The organism is Streptomyces seoulensis (assembly GCF_022846655.1).
In the GTDB taxonomy this organism is placed as follows: domain Bacteria; phylum Actinomycetota; class Actinomycetes; order Streptomycetales; family Streptomycetaceae; genus Streptomyces.
In genome coordinates this window covers 1,663,685-1,678,399 of sequence record NZ_AP025667.1, presented here as the reverse complement: position 1 = coordinate 1,678,399, position 14,715 = coordinate 1,663,685, and the positions used below count along the sequence as shown (strand labels likewise).

At 74.4% G+C, this 14,715-nt stretch carries 15 protein-coding genes; 7 read left to right on the top strand and 8 right to left on the bottom strand.

Annotated features, from left to right (window positions below; genetic code table 11):
• Nucleotides 1–110: 110 nt before the first annotated feature.
• Nucleotides 111–842, bottom strand: coding sequence for a VIT1/CCC1 transporter family protein (locus HEK131_RS07730; protein WP_217462665.1), 732 nt, complete (start codon nt 840–842; stop codon nt 111–113).
• Nucleotides 843–1,104: 262 nt separating this feature from the next.
• On the opposite strand from HEK131_RS07730, the gene HEK131_RS07725 reads away from it, so the two are divergent.
• From HEK131_RS07725 to HEK131_RS07695, 7 genes are read left to right on the top strand one after another with little or no spacing between them, the layout of a single operon-like run.
• Entirely contained in the window at nt 1,105–2,283 is a 1,179-nt protein-coding gene (locus HEK131_RS07725) for an ADP-ribosylglycohydrolase family protein (protein ID WP_244334179.1), read from the top strand.
• Complete coding sequence (locus HEK131_RS07720) at nt 2,280–3,392, top strand: ADP-ribosylglycohydrolase family protein (RefSeq protein WP_217462666.1); 1,113 nt, start codon at nt 2,280–2,282, stop codon at nt 3,390–3,392. Before HEK131_RS07725 ends, HEK131_RS07720 begins: the two co-directional genes overlap by 4 nt.
• Before the next feature lie 7 nt (nt 3,393–3,399).
• Complete coding sequence (locus tag HEK131_RS07715) at nt 3,400–4,584, top strand: ADP-ribosylglycohydrolase family protein (protein WP_244334178.1); 1,185 nt, start codon at nt 3,400–3,402, stop codon at nt 4,582–4,584.
• A complete protein-coding gene (locus HEK131_RS07710; protein WP_244334177.1) occupies nt 4,572–5,936 on the top strand; it encodes an ADP-ribosylglycohydrolase family protein in 1,365 nt (454 codons plus the stop codon). The genes HEK131_RS07715 and HEK131_RS07710 overlap by 13 nt, the downstream gene beginning before the upstream one ends.
• A complete protein-coding gene (gene rbsK / locus HEK131_RS07705; protein WP_217462669.1) occupies nt 5,933–6,826 on the top strand; it encodes a ribokinase in 894 nt (297 codons plus the stop codon). The genes HEK131_RS07710 and rbsK overlap by 4 nt, the downstream gene beginning before the upstream one ends.
• Nucleotides 6,823–8,037, top strand: a complete 1,215-nt coding sequence (locus tag HEK131_RS07700; protein ID WP_244334176.1) for a CaiB/BaiF CoA transferase family protein — start codon at nt 6,823–6,825, stop codon at nt 8,035–8,037. The genes rbsK and HEK131_RS07700 overlap by 4 nt, the downstream gene beginning before the upstream one ends.
• Nucleotides 8,034–8,840: an HpcH/HpaI aldolase/citrate lyase family protein gene (locus HEK131_RS07695; RefSeq protein ID WP_244334175.1), complete on the top strand. Its 807-nt coding sequence runs from the start codon at nt 8,034–8,036 to the stop codon at nt 8,838–8,840. The genes HEK131_RS07700 and HEK131_RS07695 overlap by 4 nt, the downstream gene beginning before the upstream one ends.
• 60 nt (nt 8,841–8,900) lie before the next feature.
• On the opposite strand, the gene lgt is transcribed toward HEK131_RS07695, so the two are convergent.
• The 7 genes from lgt to HEK131_RS07660 form a co-directional block, all read right to left on the bottom strand.
• Nucleotides 8,901–9,968, bottom strand: a complete 1,068-nt coding sequence (gene lgt, locus HEK131_RS07690; RefSeq protein ID WP_244334174.1) for a prolipoprotein diacylglyceryl transferase — start codon at nt 9,966–9,968, stop codon at nt 8,901–8,903.
• A gap of 85 nt (nt 9,969–10,053) precedes the next feature.
• The gene (locus HEK131_RS07685) at nt 10,054–10,830 is read right to left on the bottom strand and encodes a DsbA family protein (protein ID WP_217462673.1); all 777 of its coding nucleotides are present in this window, start codon (nt 10,828–10,830) and stop codon (nt 10,054–10,056) included.
• A 70-nt stretch (nt 10,831–10,900) separates the two neighbouring features.
• Nucleotides 10,901–11,719 carry a tryptophan synthase subunit alpha gene (gene trpA / locus HEK131_RS07680; RefSeq protein WP_217462674.1) on the bottom strand — a complete coding sequence of 273 codons (819 nt, stop codon included), beginning with the start codon at nt 11,717–11,719 and terminating at the stop codon, nt 10,901–10,903.
• A complete protein-coding gene (trpB, locus tag HEK131_RS07675) occupies nt 11,716–13,002 on the bottom strand; it encodes a tryptophan synthase subunit beta (protein WP_244334173.1) in 1,287 nt (428 codons plus the stop codon). Before trpB ends, trpA begins: the two co-directional genes overlap by 4 nt.
• 61 nt (nt 13,003–13,063) lie before the next feature.
• Entirely contained in the window at nt 13,064–13,282 is a 219-nt protein-coding gene (gene trpM / locus HEK131_RS07670; protein WP_217462676.1) for a tryptophan biosynthesis modulator TrpM, read from the bottom strand.
• 21 nt (nt 13,283–13,303) lie between these two features.
• Entirely contained in the window at nt 13,304–14,113 is an 810-nt protein-coding gene (gene trpC, locus HEK131_RS07665; protein WP_217462677.1) for an indole-3-glycerol phosphate synthase TrpC, read from the bottom strand.
• 134 nt (nt 14,114–14,247) lie between these two features.
• A complete protein-coding gene (locus tag HEK131_RS07660; protein ID WP_432215617.1) occupies nt 14,248–14,703 on the bottom strand; it encodes a DUF2752 domain-containing protein in 456 nt (151 codons plus the stop codon).
• Nucleotides 14,704–14,715 lie beyond the last annotated feature (12 nt).

Sequence of the window (14,715 nt, the reverse complement as noted above, 5' to 3'; positions counted from 1 at the left end):
ACCGCGAGCGCCGTTGCCCGCAGTGCTTACGGCTCATGCCCGACGGCCAACCGTGCGAAACCCGCGAGTAACAATTATTTATGCGTGCCCCGGCATATGTCCAGGGTCTCTCATCCCACAGCGGTCCCGAACAGGCTGCCCAGGGCGAAGGTGACCCCCGCCGCCGCGCCGCCGAGAGCGAGCTGGCGCAGTCCGCTGAACCACCAGCTACGGGCGGTCACCCTGGCCACCACCGCGCCACAGCCGAACAGTCCGGCGAGCGCGAGCAGTACGGCCGGCCACAGGGCGGTGGCGCCCAGCAGGTAGGGCAGCACGGGGAGCAGGGCCCCCAGGGCGAAGGCGCCGAAGGAGGAGACGGCGGCGGTCAGCGGGGAGGGCAGGTCCTCGGGGTCGATGCCCAGCTCCTCCCGGGCGTGTATCTCCAGGGCCTGCTCGGGGTCCTTCGACAACTGCCGGGCGACCTCGCGGGCGAGCGCGGGCTCGACACCGCGGGAGGCGTACAGCGCGGCCAGCTCGTCCTCCTCGGCCTGCGGGTGCTTGCGCAGCTCACGGCGCTCGACGTCCAGCTCGGCCTGGACGAGTTCGGCCTGCGAGGCGACGGAGGTGTACTCGCCGGCCGCCATCGAGAAGGCACCGGCCGCGAGCCCGGCGAGGCCCGTGATCACGATCGTCTGGTGGCTCACCGAGCCGCCCGCGACACCGGTCATCAGGGCGAGGTTGGAGACCAGGCCGTCCATCGCGCCGAAGACGGCGGGGCGCAGCCAGCCGCCGTTCACATCGCGGTGCGTGTGATTGTCGCGGTGCGCCTCGTGCAGCGCGGCCTCGGTTTCGATGATGGCCATACGGACCCCCGGTAAGCTGAGCCAAAGCTAACTTTGGACCTGTTCTATTTTTCGAAGACCCCCAATCTACGGCGATCCGCGCGCCGCCGCCAGCAAGGCGAGGCTGCGCTAACCCACGGCGTCTTCCCTGCTCAGGCGTCCAGGACGGGGATTTCCGGGTACCGAGCGGGTGATGGCGGGGGCCGGGAGGCTAGGGCACCGCTCCCGGGGTGGGACACATGGGCAAAGGGCCACGCGGTCCTGGCGAAGGAGGGTCCCGCCCATGGCATCGATCGCACCCGCTTCACCGCTGCCCGCCCCCTCGGGGCCCGGACTCCGTGAGCGGGCGCGCGGCGCGCTGCTCGGCCTGGCCGTCGGGGACGCGCTGGGCGCCCCGGCCGAGAACCTGAAGCCCTCCGAGATCCGCGCCCGCTGGGGCCGGATCACCGGGTACGTCACCGAGCGTCCGTGCGGCACGGACGACACCGAGTACGCGATCTTCTCCGGGCTGCTGCTGGCCCGGCACGGCTCCGCGCTCACCCCGGCGCACGTGGAGGCGGCCTGGCACCAGTGGATCGCGGACCGGGCCGAGGGTCCCTTCCGGGGAGCGGGCTTCAGCGAGCGGGGCACGCTGGAGAACCTGCGGCGGGGGCTGGCCGCGCCCATCTCCGCCCAGCACCGGCACGCCTGGAGCGACGGGCTGGCGATGCGGGCGGCGCCGTTCGGGGTGTTCGCCGCGGGGCGGCCCGCCGAGGCGGCCCGGCTGGTGGCGATCGACGGCTCGGTCAGCCACGAGGGCGAGGGGATCTACGGCGGTCAGGCGGTCGCGGCCGGGGTGGCCGCCGCGATGGCGGGCGCGGAGCCGGCCGTGGTGATCGCGGCCGCCCTCGCCGCCGTGCCCGACGACTCCTGGACCGCCCGCTCCCTGCGCCGCGCGGTCGCCGTCGCCCACCGGGGCGAACGCGCGGTGCGCTCCGCCGTGGTCATCGGCGGCTACCCCTGGACCGACCTCGCCCCCGAGGCGGTCGCCCTCGCCTTCGGCGCCTACGCGGCCGCCGACGGCGACTTCCGCGAAGCGGTCCTGACGGCCGTCAACATGGGCCGCGACGCCGACACGACGGCGGCGGTGGCAGGGGCGCTGGCCGGTGCCACCAGCGGTGTCGGTGCCATCCCCGCGGCCTGGGCCGCGGCCATCGGCCCGGCCCGCGGCCGCTGCCTGCCCGCCATGTCCGGCCACCACATCCTCGACGTGGCCGAACTGCTGACCCCCGAGGAGGGCGGCAAGTGGGGCGAGGGGGTGGTCCTGCCCGACCTGCTGCCGGAGGGGGTGCGGCTCGCGCTCTCGGGGCCCGTCGTGGTGCCCGCCGGTGAGCCACCGCTCGCCCTGACGGGTACGGCCACGCAGACGCCGTTCCCGCTCGCGGGCGCCGCCCAGGAGGACGAAGCGGAGATCCCGTCGTGACCCGGCGGATCGAGGGACTGCTGCTCGGGCTCGCCGCCGGGGACGCGGCCGGATGGCCCGCCGCACGGCACCGGGCGGCCCGCATGCCCGAATGGACGCGACGGCTCACGCGGGAGCTGGACACGTTCGCCGAGCAGAACGCCACCACCACGCTGCCCGTGCCCATCGCGCTGAACCAGCCCCCGGAACCGCTCAGGCTCGGCCCGTCCGACGACGCGGAGTGGGCGGCGTTCGCGGCGGAGGCGGTGCTGCGCGCCGGGGACGACGTCCTGGGCGACCTCAGCCGGGACCGCCGCATGCGCGCCGCGATCGACCTGACCTGGACCGCCGTGGCCTCCGAGGTCGCCGCGGCGGCCGAGCGCGCGCCGGAGATCGAGTCGGCCGTACTGCCCCTGCGCGCCCGGATCTCGGTGCGCGCGGGCCTCGGCAACCTCGCCGCCGGGCTGCGCCCGCCCGCCACCGGCCACGACAACCCGCACTACTTCGACGACGCGGCCTGCGTACGCGCCTGCGTGCTGGCCGTCGCCCACCCCGGCGACCCGGCACGCGCGGCCGACCTCGCCGAGTTCGACGCCCGCTACACCCAGGACGGCGACGGGGTGCACGGCGCGCGGGCCATGGCGGCGGCACTGGCCACCGCCCTGACCGGCGCCGGCGCGGACGCGTGTGTGGCGGCCGCGCTGGACGAGCTGCCCGAGGGCACGGAGATCGGCCGCAACGCCCGGCACGCGCTGGCCCTGGTGACCGGCGCCGACACCGCGTTCGCCCTGGTCCCCCTGCTGGAGCACCAGATCGTGGACCACGTCTACAGCTACGGCATCGCCGCCGCCGAGACGGTCCCCGTGGCGCTCGCGCTGACCCTCGCGGCCGGCGGGCGCATCGCCGAGGCGGTGCCGGCCGCCGCCTGCCTGTCCCGCGTCGCCGACTCCGCGCCCGCGCTCGCCGGGGCGCTCTGCGGCGCGCTGGGCGGCGGGGAGTGCGTGCCGGAGGCGTGGCGGCGCTCCTGCCGGACCCTCTCCGGCTGCACGCTGCCCCGGCTGACCGGCACCGACCTGGTGGAACTCGCCGGGCTGCTGGAAGCCGCCCAACGGACCCGGCCAGGGGGATGATGCGGGCATGACGCCCAAAGATGACGAAATCGCCGGTCCGAGCGCGGCCTGCCTGGACGAGCGGATCACCGGCGCCCTGCTCGGCGCGGCCGTGGGAGACGCCCTCGGCGGCCCGGTCGAGGGCTACGGCCCCGACCAGATCGTCGAGCGCCACGGCGGCCGGGTGCACGGGATCGTCGGCCCCTGGAACGGCGACGACTGGCGCACCGCCCGCCCGATCGCGCCGTACCACAAGGGCGACGGGCACGTCACCGACGACACCCTGATGACGCACGCGCTGATCCGGGTCTACGCCCGCGTCCGCGACCACCTCGACGCGTACGCCGTCGCGGAGCACCTGGTTCCGGACCTGATGACCGAGCCGCGCTGGATCCCCGAGCTGGAGGCGGAGGCGCTGCCGCTGCAGCGGATCTTCCTCGCCGAGAAGTGGCTCGTGGCCCGGATCGCGTACGGGCACGTGGACCCGCGCGAGGCGGGCACCGGCAACATCGTCAACTGCGGGGCGGCGATGTACATGGCCCCGGTCGGCCTGGTCAACGCCGCCAACCCGGCGGCCGCGTACGCCGAGGCACTGGACGTGGCGGGCGCCCACCAGTCCTCGTACGGCCGGGAGGCGGCCGGGGTGTTCGCGGCGGCCGTGGCCGCGGCGTGCGCGCCCGGCGCGACCCCGGACTCGGTGGTGGCCGCCTGCCTCGCGCTGGCCAAGGACGGCACCCGCGAGGCGATCGAGAAGGTCTGCGAAGTGGCCGCCGGGTACGGCGACTTCGAGTCGGCGCTGACCCCGCTCCGGCAGGCGGTCGCCCCGTACGACACGGTCGGCCCCGACTACCGCGCCCCCTCCCTCGGCGCCCGCCGCCCCTCCCGGCTGCACTCCATCGAGGAACTCCCGGTCGCCCTCGGCATGCTGGTGGTCGCGGGCGGCGATGCGCGGCACGCGGTGCTGGGCGCGGTCAACTACGGCCGGGACTGCGACTCGATCGCCACGATGGCCGGTGCTCTCGCGGGCGCGCTCGGCTCGCCGGTGCCCGAGGAGTGGGCGAAGACGGTGGCCGAGGCGAGCCGGCTGGACCTGTGGGCCCCGGCCCGCGAGCTGGCCGGGGTCGCCCGCGAGGTCTTCGTACGGGACACCGGGCGGCGCCGTGCGCACGAGCGGGCGTTCGCCGCGCTGGGAGGCCCGGCATGCTCCGACTGACCTGGGTGCAGCCCGAGGACCTGGTCGGCCACGAGCTGCGCCAGGCCCGCCTGGACGGCCGCAACGCCGCCCGGATCGAGGCGCGCTGGCGCGCGGCGGGCGGCGCGGACGCCCCCGAGCGGGCCGGCGCCTCACCGGAGCCCGTCTCCCGCTACCTGCGGCTGCTGGCCGAGGACCTGCTCGACGAACTCGCCGAGCTGCCCAGCGAGTCGGCGGACCTGGAGCCGACCGCGCTGGACCGGATCGAGGCCCTGTGCCCCGACTGGCCCGCCTCCCCCACCGGGCGCACGGCCCCCGACCCGCGCGCGCTGGAGGCCGCCTGGCTCGGCCGGGCCATCGGCTGCCTGCTCGGCAAACCGGTGGAGAAGCTCCCCCTCGACGGCATCCGCGCCCTCGCCCGCGCCACCGGAAACTGGCCGCTGACCACGTGGTTCACGGCGAAGGGCGTCCCCGAGGACCTGCTCGCCCGGCACCCCTGGAACCGCCGCTCCGCCCCGACCTCGCTGGCCGAGAACATCGACGGCATGCCGGAGGACGACGACCTCAACTACCCCCTGCTGGGCCTGCTCCTGCTCCGCCGCCACGGCCGCGCCTTCACCACCGCCGACGTGGCCCGGCTCTGGCTGGACGAACTCCCGCCCGGCCGCGCCTTCACCGCCGAGCGCGTCGCCCTGCGCAACCTCCTCGGCGGTGTCGAGCCCCCGTACACCGCCCGCCACCGCAACCCGTTCCGCGAGTGGATCGGCGCCCTGATCCGGGCCGATGTGCACGGCTGGACCAACGCGGGCGACCCGGCGGCCGCCGCCGCGCAGGCCCACCGGGACGCGGCCCTCACCCACACCTCGACGGGCGTCCACGCGGCGATGTTCGCGGCCGCCGTCATCGCCGCCGCGTCCGCCGGCACCAAGGACGTGCACGCCTGCCTGCGCACCGGCCTCACGGTCGTCCCGCCCGGCTCCCGGCTGGCCCGCGCCATCGGCCACGCCGTCCGACTGGCGCAGCAGAGGGCCGACTTCGACGACGTCGTGGACGAACTGCACGCCCTGTACGCCCCCACCCACCACTGGGTGCACGCCCTGCCCAACACCGCCCTGATCGCCGCCGCGCTCACCCACGCGGACGGCGACTTCACCGGCTCGGTCTGCCGTGCGGTCTCGGGCGGCTGGGACACCGATTCCAACGGCGCGACGGCCGGCTGCGTCGCGGGCCTCCTCGCGGGCGCCCCCGACGCACTGCCCGAGCGCTGGCGGGCCCCGCTGAAGAACCGGCTCGCCACCTCGGTCGCCGACTTCGACGGCACCGGCTTCGACACCCTCGCCCGACTCACCCATCTGGAAGCGACCCGCCCATGACCCACATCGTCGTGCTCGGCAGCACGAACATGGACCTCGTCACCTATGTCGCCAAGGCACCGCAGCGCGGCGAGACCGTCACCGGACGGGAGTTCCGCACCATCCCCGGCGGCAAGGGCGCCAACCAGGCGATGGCCGCCGCCCGCGCGGGCGCCACGGTGTCGCTGATCGGCGCGGTCGGCAACGACGCGTACGGCGCCCGGCTCCGCGACAACCTCGAACACTCCGGCGTGGACACCGACTTCCTGCGCACGGTCGAGGGCCCGTCGGGCACCGCGCACATCGTGGTGGACGACGAGGGCGGCAACTCCATCGTCGTCGTCCCCGGCGCCAACGGCACCGTCGACCACCTCTCCCCCGGCGACGAGGGCCTGATCGCCTCCGCCGACGCGCTGCTGCTGCAACTGGAGGTCCCGCTCGCGGCCGTCGTCGCGGGCGCGGAGGCGGCCAGGCGGCACGGCGTCCGCACGGTGCTCACCCCCTCCCCCGCCCAGCCGCTGCCGGAGGAGCTGCTGAGCGTGACCGACGTGCTGGTCCCCAACGAGTACGAGGCCGTCACCCTCACCGGCCGCACCGACCCGCTCGACGCGGCCGTGGGCCTGCTCGAACTGGTGCCGGAGGTAGTGCTCACCCTGGGCGAGGCGGGGTGCCTGTACGTGTCCCGGAACACCGAGCCGCTCGCGGTGCCCGCGCACCAGGTGGCGGCGGTGGACTCCACCGGCGCGGGCGACACCTTCGCCGGTGCCTACGCGGTGGCCGTCGCCGAGGAGAAGCCGCTGCGGGAGGCGCTGTCCTGGGCGGCGGCCGCGGCCGCGCTGTCGGTGCAGCGGGAGGGGGCGTCGGCGTCGATGCCGTACCGCCCCGAGATCGAGGCGCAGTACACCGCATGAGCGCCGACCGCACCGAGAACGCGCCCCGCCCGCCGCTGGACGGCCTGCGGGTGCTGGACCTGGCCACCCTGTTCGCCGGTCCGCTGGCCGCCACGATGCTGGGTGACTTCGGCGCCGAGGTGATCAAGGTGGAGCATCCGCTGCGGCCCGACCCGTCGCGGGGGCACGGCCCGGCCAAGGACGGGGTGGGCCTGTGGTGGAAGGTGCTCGGCCGCAACAAGCGGACCATCACCCTCGACCTGTCCCGCCCGGGCGGCCGGGACACCCTGCTCAGGCTCGCCGCCACCGCCGACGTGGTGATCGAGAACTTCCGGCCCGGCACCCTGGAGAAGTGGGACCTGGGCTGGCCCGAGCTGTCGGCGGCCAACCCCCGGCTCGTCCTCGCGCGGGTCACGGCCTTCGGCCAGTTCGGCCCGTACGCGCACCGGCCCGGCTTCGGCACGCTGGCCGAGGCGATGAGCGGCTTCGCCGCCCTCACCGGCGAGCCGGAGGCGCCCCCGACCCTGCCGCCCTTCGGGCTCGCCGACTCCATCGCCGCCCTGGCCACCGCGTACGCCGTGCTCACCGCGCTGGCCGCCCGGCAGCACACCGGCACCGGGCAGGTGGTGGACATGGCGATCATCGAGCCGATGCTCGCCGTGCTGGGCCCCCAGCCGACCTGGTACGACCAGCTCGGCTACGTCCAGGAACGCACCGGCAACCGGTCCGCGAACAACGCGCCGCGCAACACCTACCGCACCCTGGACGGCGCCTGGGTCGCGGTCTCCACCTCGGCGCAGTCGGTGGCGGAACGGGTGATGCGCCTGGTGGGCCGCCCGGAGCTGACCGACGAGCCCTGGTTCGCCACCGGGGTGCAGCGGGCCGCGCACGCCGACGAGCTGGACGAGGCGGTCGGCAACTGGATCGCGGCCCGCCCCCGTGACGAGGTGCTGGCCGCCTTCGAGAAGGCGGAGGCGGCCATCGCCCCCGTGCAGGACGTACGGGACGTGCTGGACGACCCGCAGTACCAGGCGCTGGACACGGTCACCACCGTGGCCGACCCCGAGCTGGGCCCGCTGCGCATGCAGAACGTCCTCTTCCGGCTCTCCGCGACCCCCGGTGCGATCCGCTGGGCCGGGCGCGGACACGGCGCCGACACCGACGCGGTCCTCACCGAGCTGGGCCTCGGCCCGGCCGAGATCGGCGCCCTGCGCGAGGAGGGCGCGCTGTGACCCCGCTGACCTGGCTGTACGTCCCCGGTGACCGGCCGCACGTGGTGGACAAGGCGCTGGTGGCGGGTGCCGACGTGGTGGTGATCGACCTGGAGGACGCGGTCGCCCCGGACCGCAAGGAGTACGCCCGCGCGGCCACCGCCGAACGGCTCGCCGACCCCCAGCCGGTCCCGGTCCACGTCCGTCTCAACGGCTCCGAGGGCCCCTGGGCGGCGGCCGACCTCACCGCGCTGGCCGACCTGCCGGGCGCCTCCGGGCTGCGGCTGCCCAAGGTGGCCGTGCCCGAGCAGATCCGCCGCACCGCCGAGGCCACCGCGCTCCCGCTGTACGCGCTGCTGGAGTCCGCCCTCGGCATCGAGCACGCCTACGCCATCGCCACCGCGCACCCCGCCCTGCGCGGGCTGTCCCTCGGCGAGGCCGACCTCAGCTCCGACCTCGGGGTACGGGCCGACACGGGCCTGGACTGGTGCCGCTCGCGGGTGGTGGTGGCCGCCCGCGCGGCCGGACTGGCCCCGCCGCCCCAGTCGGTCCACCCGGACGTACGGGACCTGGACGGTCTCGCCGCGTCCTGCGCCCACGGCCGCGCCCTCGGCTTCGTGGGCCGCGCGGCGATCCATCCCCGCCAGCTCCCGGTGATCGCGCGGGCCTATCTGCCCACCCCGGAGGAGCTGGCGGAGGCCGAGACGGTACTGAAGGCGGCCGCTGCCGAGCAGGGCGCGCTGGCCCTCCCGGACGGCCGCTTCATCGACGCGGCGGCGGTGGCCCAGGCCCAGCGGATCCTGTCGACGGCCCGCGGGGCCTGAACACGCCGAAAGGCGCCCGGAGTGTTCCGGGCGCCCTTCGGCGTGCGTACGGGGCTGTGGTCAGCCCTTCTTGCCGGACTCGGCCGTGTCCTTGACCCCGGCGGCCTCGGCCTTGGGTTCGGCGTCGGCCTCGGCACCGGCCTCGGCCGGGGAATCCACGGGCTCGGGCTTCTCGGCCTTCTCTGGCTTCTCAGCCTTCTCGGCCTTGGTCACGTCGACCTTGGCCCCGTCCCCGTCCTCGGCCCCGCCCTCCGCCTCGGCCTTCGTCTCACCGTCAGCGGCGTCCGCCTCGTCCTCGGCCGGACCGTCGGAGACACCGGGCTCCACGACCGCCTCGCGTCCCGGCCGGCGCCGTGCGGAGAGGACCAGGTAGGTCACCGCCAGCAGGAACACCACCACGGCCGTCCAGACGTTCAGCCGGACACCCAGGATGTGGTGGGCGTCGTCCACCCGCATGTACTCGATCCAGGCGCGGCCCGCGCAGTACGCGGCGACGTACAGCGCGAAGGTGCGGCCGTGGCCCAGCTTGAAGCGGCGGTCGGCCCAGATGACCAGGAGACCGACACCCACGCACCACAGGGATTCGTAGAGGAAGGTCGGGTGGTAGTAACCCGGCACCCGGCCGCCCTCGGAGGAGGTGATGTGCAGGGCCCAGGGCAGGTTCGTCTCGTGGCCGTACAGCTCCTGGTTGAACCAGTTGCCCCAGCGGCCGATGGCCTGCGCGAAAGCGATGCCGGGGGCGACGGCGTCGGCGTAGGCGGGCAGGGCCACGCCCATGCGCCGGGCACCGATCCATGCGCCGACCGCGCCGAGCGCGATGGCGCCCCAGATGCCCAGGCCGCCCTCCCACACCTTGAAGGCGTCCACCCAGTCGCGGCCCGGACTGAAGTACAGCTCATAGTCCGTGATCACGTGGTAGAGCCGGCCGCCGACGAGGCCGAAGGGGACGGCCCACACCGCGATGTCGGCGACGGTGCCGGGGCGTCCGCCCCGCGCTACCCAGCGCTTGTTGCCGAGCCAGACGGCGACGAAGACACCGATGATGATGCAGAAGGCGTAACCGCGCAGCGGGACAGGGCCGAGGTACAGCACCCCGCGCGACGGACTGGGAATGTAGGCAAGTTCCATGGCAAGGTCGACGCTACCGTGCCGGGCCGCGCGGTCGCCTCGCGGCCGGGCTACGGGTCCATAACGGGGAGGTGAGAAAAACGCCTCACCCGCGGTCGGCCGCCTCCACCATCTCCTTGAGCTTCTCGGGGGTCATGGACTGGTCCTGGTAGATGTTCTTGCCGCCGAACAGCACGGTGGGCGTGCCGCCGAAGCTGCCGGAGGCGAACGCCTGCTGGGAGCGGTCCACCCAGCTGTTGTGGGTGCCGTCGTTCACACACGAGCGGAACGCGGGCGTGTCGAGGCCCTTGACCTTGCCCGCGAGGTCGATCAGCTTGCCGTTGTCGGCGAAGGCGTCGTCGGTCTCCTGGGGCTGGTTCGCGTACAGCACGTCGTGGTACTCGCGGAACTTCCCGGCGTCCTGGGCGCAGGCCGCCGCGTTGGCCGAGCGCAGCGAGCCGGTGCCGCCCATGTTGCCGTCGATCAGGCGGACCAGGTGGTACTCGACGCGGAGCTTGCCCGCGTCCGTCAGCTCGTGCAGCGTGGAGCGGTACCGGGTCTCGAAGGACTGGCAGGCGGGGCAGCGGAAGTCCTCCCAGATGGTGAGCGTGGACTTGGCGCCCTCCCCACCGACCGGGATCGCCAGGCTGTCCTTGCCCTGCGCGCCGGACGGGGCCACGACCGGGCCCGCCTTCTTGCTGCCCTTGTCCTTGCCCGCGTTGGCCGCGACGACCCCGATCACCGCCGCGAGACCCAGGACGCCGACGACACTGACGCCGACGATCAGCGCGCGCCGGCGCTTCTCAGCGGACTTCTGCTTCTCGCGCTCGGCCGCCAGGCGCTGGCGGGCGGTGCGCCTTCCGTCACGGTTCTTCTCGCTCACACCCCCTGAACGAACCGGGGAGGCGCATTGCGCCTCCCCGGCCGGAGGTCCACCCGTTCGAGTGACCGGCTCAGGCGTCCCGGCGGACGCCCTTCGCCAGGTCGGCGGCGAGCGCGCGCACCGCCTCGACACCGGAGGCGTCGTCGGGGGCGTCCAGCATCCGCTTCACGAAGGCCGAGCCGACGATGACGCCGTCGGCGAAGGCGGCCACCTCGGCGGCCTGGGCCGCGTCGGAGACGCCGAGGCCGACACAGACGGGCAGGTCGTCGCGGGTGGCGCGGGCACGCGTCACCAGGTCCTCGGCCTGCGCGCCGACGGATTCACGGGTGCCGGTGACACCCATCAGCGAGGCCGCGTACACGAAGCCGCTGCCCGCCGCGGTGATCTCGGCGAGCCGGGCGTCCCTGCTGCTGGGGGCGACCACGAAGACGGTGGCGAGGCCGTGCTTGTCGGCGTGCTCGCGCCACAGCGCGGACTCCTGCACCGGCAGGTCGGGCAGGATGCAGCCCGCGCCGCCCGCCTCGGCCAGCTCGGCGGTGAACCGCTCGACGCCGTAGCGGTCGATGGGGTTCCAGTACGTCATGACGAGCACCGGCTTGCCGGTGGCCGCGTGGGCCTCGCGGACCGTGCGCATGACGTCCGCGATGCGTACGCCGCCGCGCAGGGCGATGTCGTCGGCGGTCTGGATGACCGGGCCGTCGAGCACCGGGTCGCTGTGCGGCAGACCGACCTCGACGACGTCGGCGCCGCCGTCGAAGACGGCCTTGATCGCCTCGATGCCGCCGTCCACGGTCGGGAACCCGGCCGGGAGGTAGGCGATGAGTGCGGCGCGGTCCTCGGCCTTCGCGGCGGCGAGGGTGTCCGACAGCAGTTGGATGTTGCCGCTCACTTGGCGTCCCCCTCGATCTCGGCGGTGTGGGCCTCGTCGGCCGCGACCTCGGCGTCGGTGTCGTAGAGCCCGAAGTACCGGGCGGCGGTGTCCATGTCCTTGTCGCCGCGGCCGGAGAGGTTGACGAGGATCAGCCCGCCCGGGCCCAGCTCCTTGCCGACCTCCAGGGCGCCGGCCAGCGCGTGGGCGCTCTCGATGGCCGGGATGATGCCCTCGGTGCGCGACAGCAGGCGCAGCGCCTGCATCGCGGCGTCGTCGGTGACGGCGCGGTACTCGCCCCGGCCGGAGTCCTTGAGGTAGGAGTGCTCGGGGCCGATGCCGGGGTAGTCCAGGCCGGCCGAGATCGAGTACGGCTCGGTGATCTGGCCCTCGTCGTCCTGGAGGACGTAGGAACGGGAGCCGTGCAGGATGCCGGGCTCGCCCGCGGTCAGGGTGGCCGCGTGCTCGCCGGTGTCGATGCCGTGCCCGGCGGGCTCGCAGCCGATCAGGCGCACGTCCTCGTCGGGGATGAAGGCGTGGAAGAGGCCGATGGCGTTGGAGCCGCCGCCGACGCAGGCGATGGCGGCGTCCGGCAGGCGCCCGGCGCGCTCCAGGATCTGGCGGCGGGCCTCGACGCCGATGACGCGGTGGAAGTCGCGGACCATCGCCGGGAAGGGGTGGGGTCCGGCGACGGTGCCGAAGAGGTAGTGGGTGCGGTCGACGTTGGCGACCCAGTCGCGGAACGCCTCGTTGATGGCGTCCTTCAGGGTGCGGCTGCCGGACTTCACGGCCACGACCTCGGCGCCGAGCATGCGCATCCGGGCGACGTTGAGCGCCTGGCGCTCGGTGTCGATCTCGCCCATGTAGATGGTGCAGTCGAGGCCGAACAGGGCGCAGGCGGTGGCGGTGGCGACGCCGTGCTGTCCTGCGCCGGTCTCCGCGATCACGCGGGTCTTGCCCATGCGCTTGGTCAGCAGGGCCTGGCCGAGCACGTTGTTGATCTTGTGCGAGCCGGTGTGGTTCAGGTCCTCGCGCTTGAGGAACACGCGGGCTCCGCCGGCATGTTCGGCGAACCTCGGGACCTCGGTGAGCGAGCTGGGGCGGCCGGTGTAGTCGACCATGAGGTCGTTCAGCTCGCGGGCGAACTCCGGGTCCGCCTTGGCCTTGTCGTACTCGACGGCCACCTCGTCCACGGCGGCGACCAGGGCCTCCGGGATGAACTTGCCGCCGAAGGCGCCGAAGTAGCCCTGAGTGGTGGGCACTTGGCCCTCCGGGTCAGGGAAGAAGTAGTTGCTGCTGGGCATGCCAGTACCTCACGGTGAGTGCGTGTGAAATCGACACTATTCGCCGTGGGGGCGGGGATGGTTACTTGGCCGCGAGCCGTTCGTGGCTGGTCGCGCCGTTCCCCGCGCCCCTGCGGGTCGGCTGTCGCCATCGCATGCCGTTCACCTGCCCGGGCTCGGCCCCGATGTGGTACCGCACCCTGCGGCCGTGGACCCGGCGGGCCGGCGCGCGGCAGCCCCGCGGGCGGCAGCCGCGCGCGAGGCGGGCGTGCCGGTCCACGGTGGTCAGGGTGAGGGTCACGGGGTCAAGCCTACCGGGGGATCAGCCGCGGCCGTGCCGCAGAGCGGGGTGCTCGCCCGCGGCCACCAGGTCGGCCACCGCGGTCTTGGGGTCGCGGCCGGTGACCAGGGACTCCCCGACCAGGACGGCGTCGGCGCCCGCGTTGGCGTAGGCGATCAGGTCGTGCGGGCCGCGCACGCCGGACTCCGCCACCTTGACCAGCTCGTCGGGGATCTCCGGGGCGATCCGCTCGAAGGTGCCCCGGTCGACCTCCAAGGTCTTCAGGTTGCGGGCGTTGACGCCGATGATCTTGGCGCCCGCGTCCACGGCACGCTCGATCTCGTCCTCGTCGTGGACCTCGACCAGCGGGGTCAGGCCGATGGAGACGGCGCGCTCGATCAGCGACTCCAGCGCGGGCTGCTCCAGCGCGGCGACGATGAGCAGCGCGAGGTCGGCGCCGTACGCGCGGGCTTCCCAGAGCTGGTACGAGGTGACGATGAAGTCCTTGCGCAGCACCGGGATGTCGACGCGGGCGCGGACGGCCTCGAGGTCGGCCAGCGAGCCGCCGAAGCGGCGCTGCTCGGTGAGGACGGAGATGACGGCGGCGCCGCCCGCCTCGTAGTCGGCGGCCAGGGCGGCCGGGTCGGCGATGGCGGCCAGCGCGCCCTTGGACGGGCTGGAGCGCTTGACCTCGCAGATCACCTTGACGCCGTCGCCCTTGAGGGCGGCCACGCCGTCCTTGGGGGCCGGCGCCGCGGCCGCGCGCTCCTTGAGCTCGTCGAGGCTGACGCGGGCCTGCCGCTCCGCGAGGTCGGCCCGGACTCCGTCGATGATCTCGTCGAGCACACTCACGCGAGCGGCCCCCTTTCAGCCGTTGGTCCTGGGGCGGGTTCGAAAACCCATGGTCACGTCGATGGTATCCGGAGGAGGTGCCAGGGCTCGCATCCGGCGGTCGGCGGTCCCATTACCTGGACATTCACTGTTGATCAAGGACGGATCAAGCCACCGAACGGCAGGTTCCGGACGACGGTGAAGAGCAGCAGCGCGGAGCCGAGGACCCACAGCGGCGTACCTCCGAGGACGAGCCGCACCGGCCGGCCCCGGGCCACGCGGACCACCCAGACCGTCCAGAGCACGGCGAAGGCGAGGTAGGCGGCGACACCGGCCGCGTTGTCGTGCAGGGCGCCGAGGAGGTCGCCGTGGACGAAGGCGTGCGCGCTGCGCAGTCCGCCGCAGCCGGGGCAGTACAGCCCGGTGAGCGCGTAGAGCGGGCAGACCGGGTAGTGGCCGGGCTGGTTGGGGTCGACGGCGCCGACGTAGGCGAAGGCTCCGGCCACCGCCGCGAGGACCCCGGCCGGGGTGGCGAGGCGCCGCCACAGCGGGGCGTCCTCGGGCCTGGCGGGCGGGGAGAGGGGCGAGGCGGCACCGCTGTCGGCATTCACCCTGGCATTGTG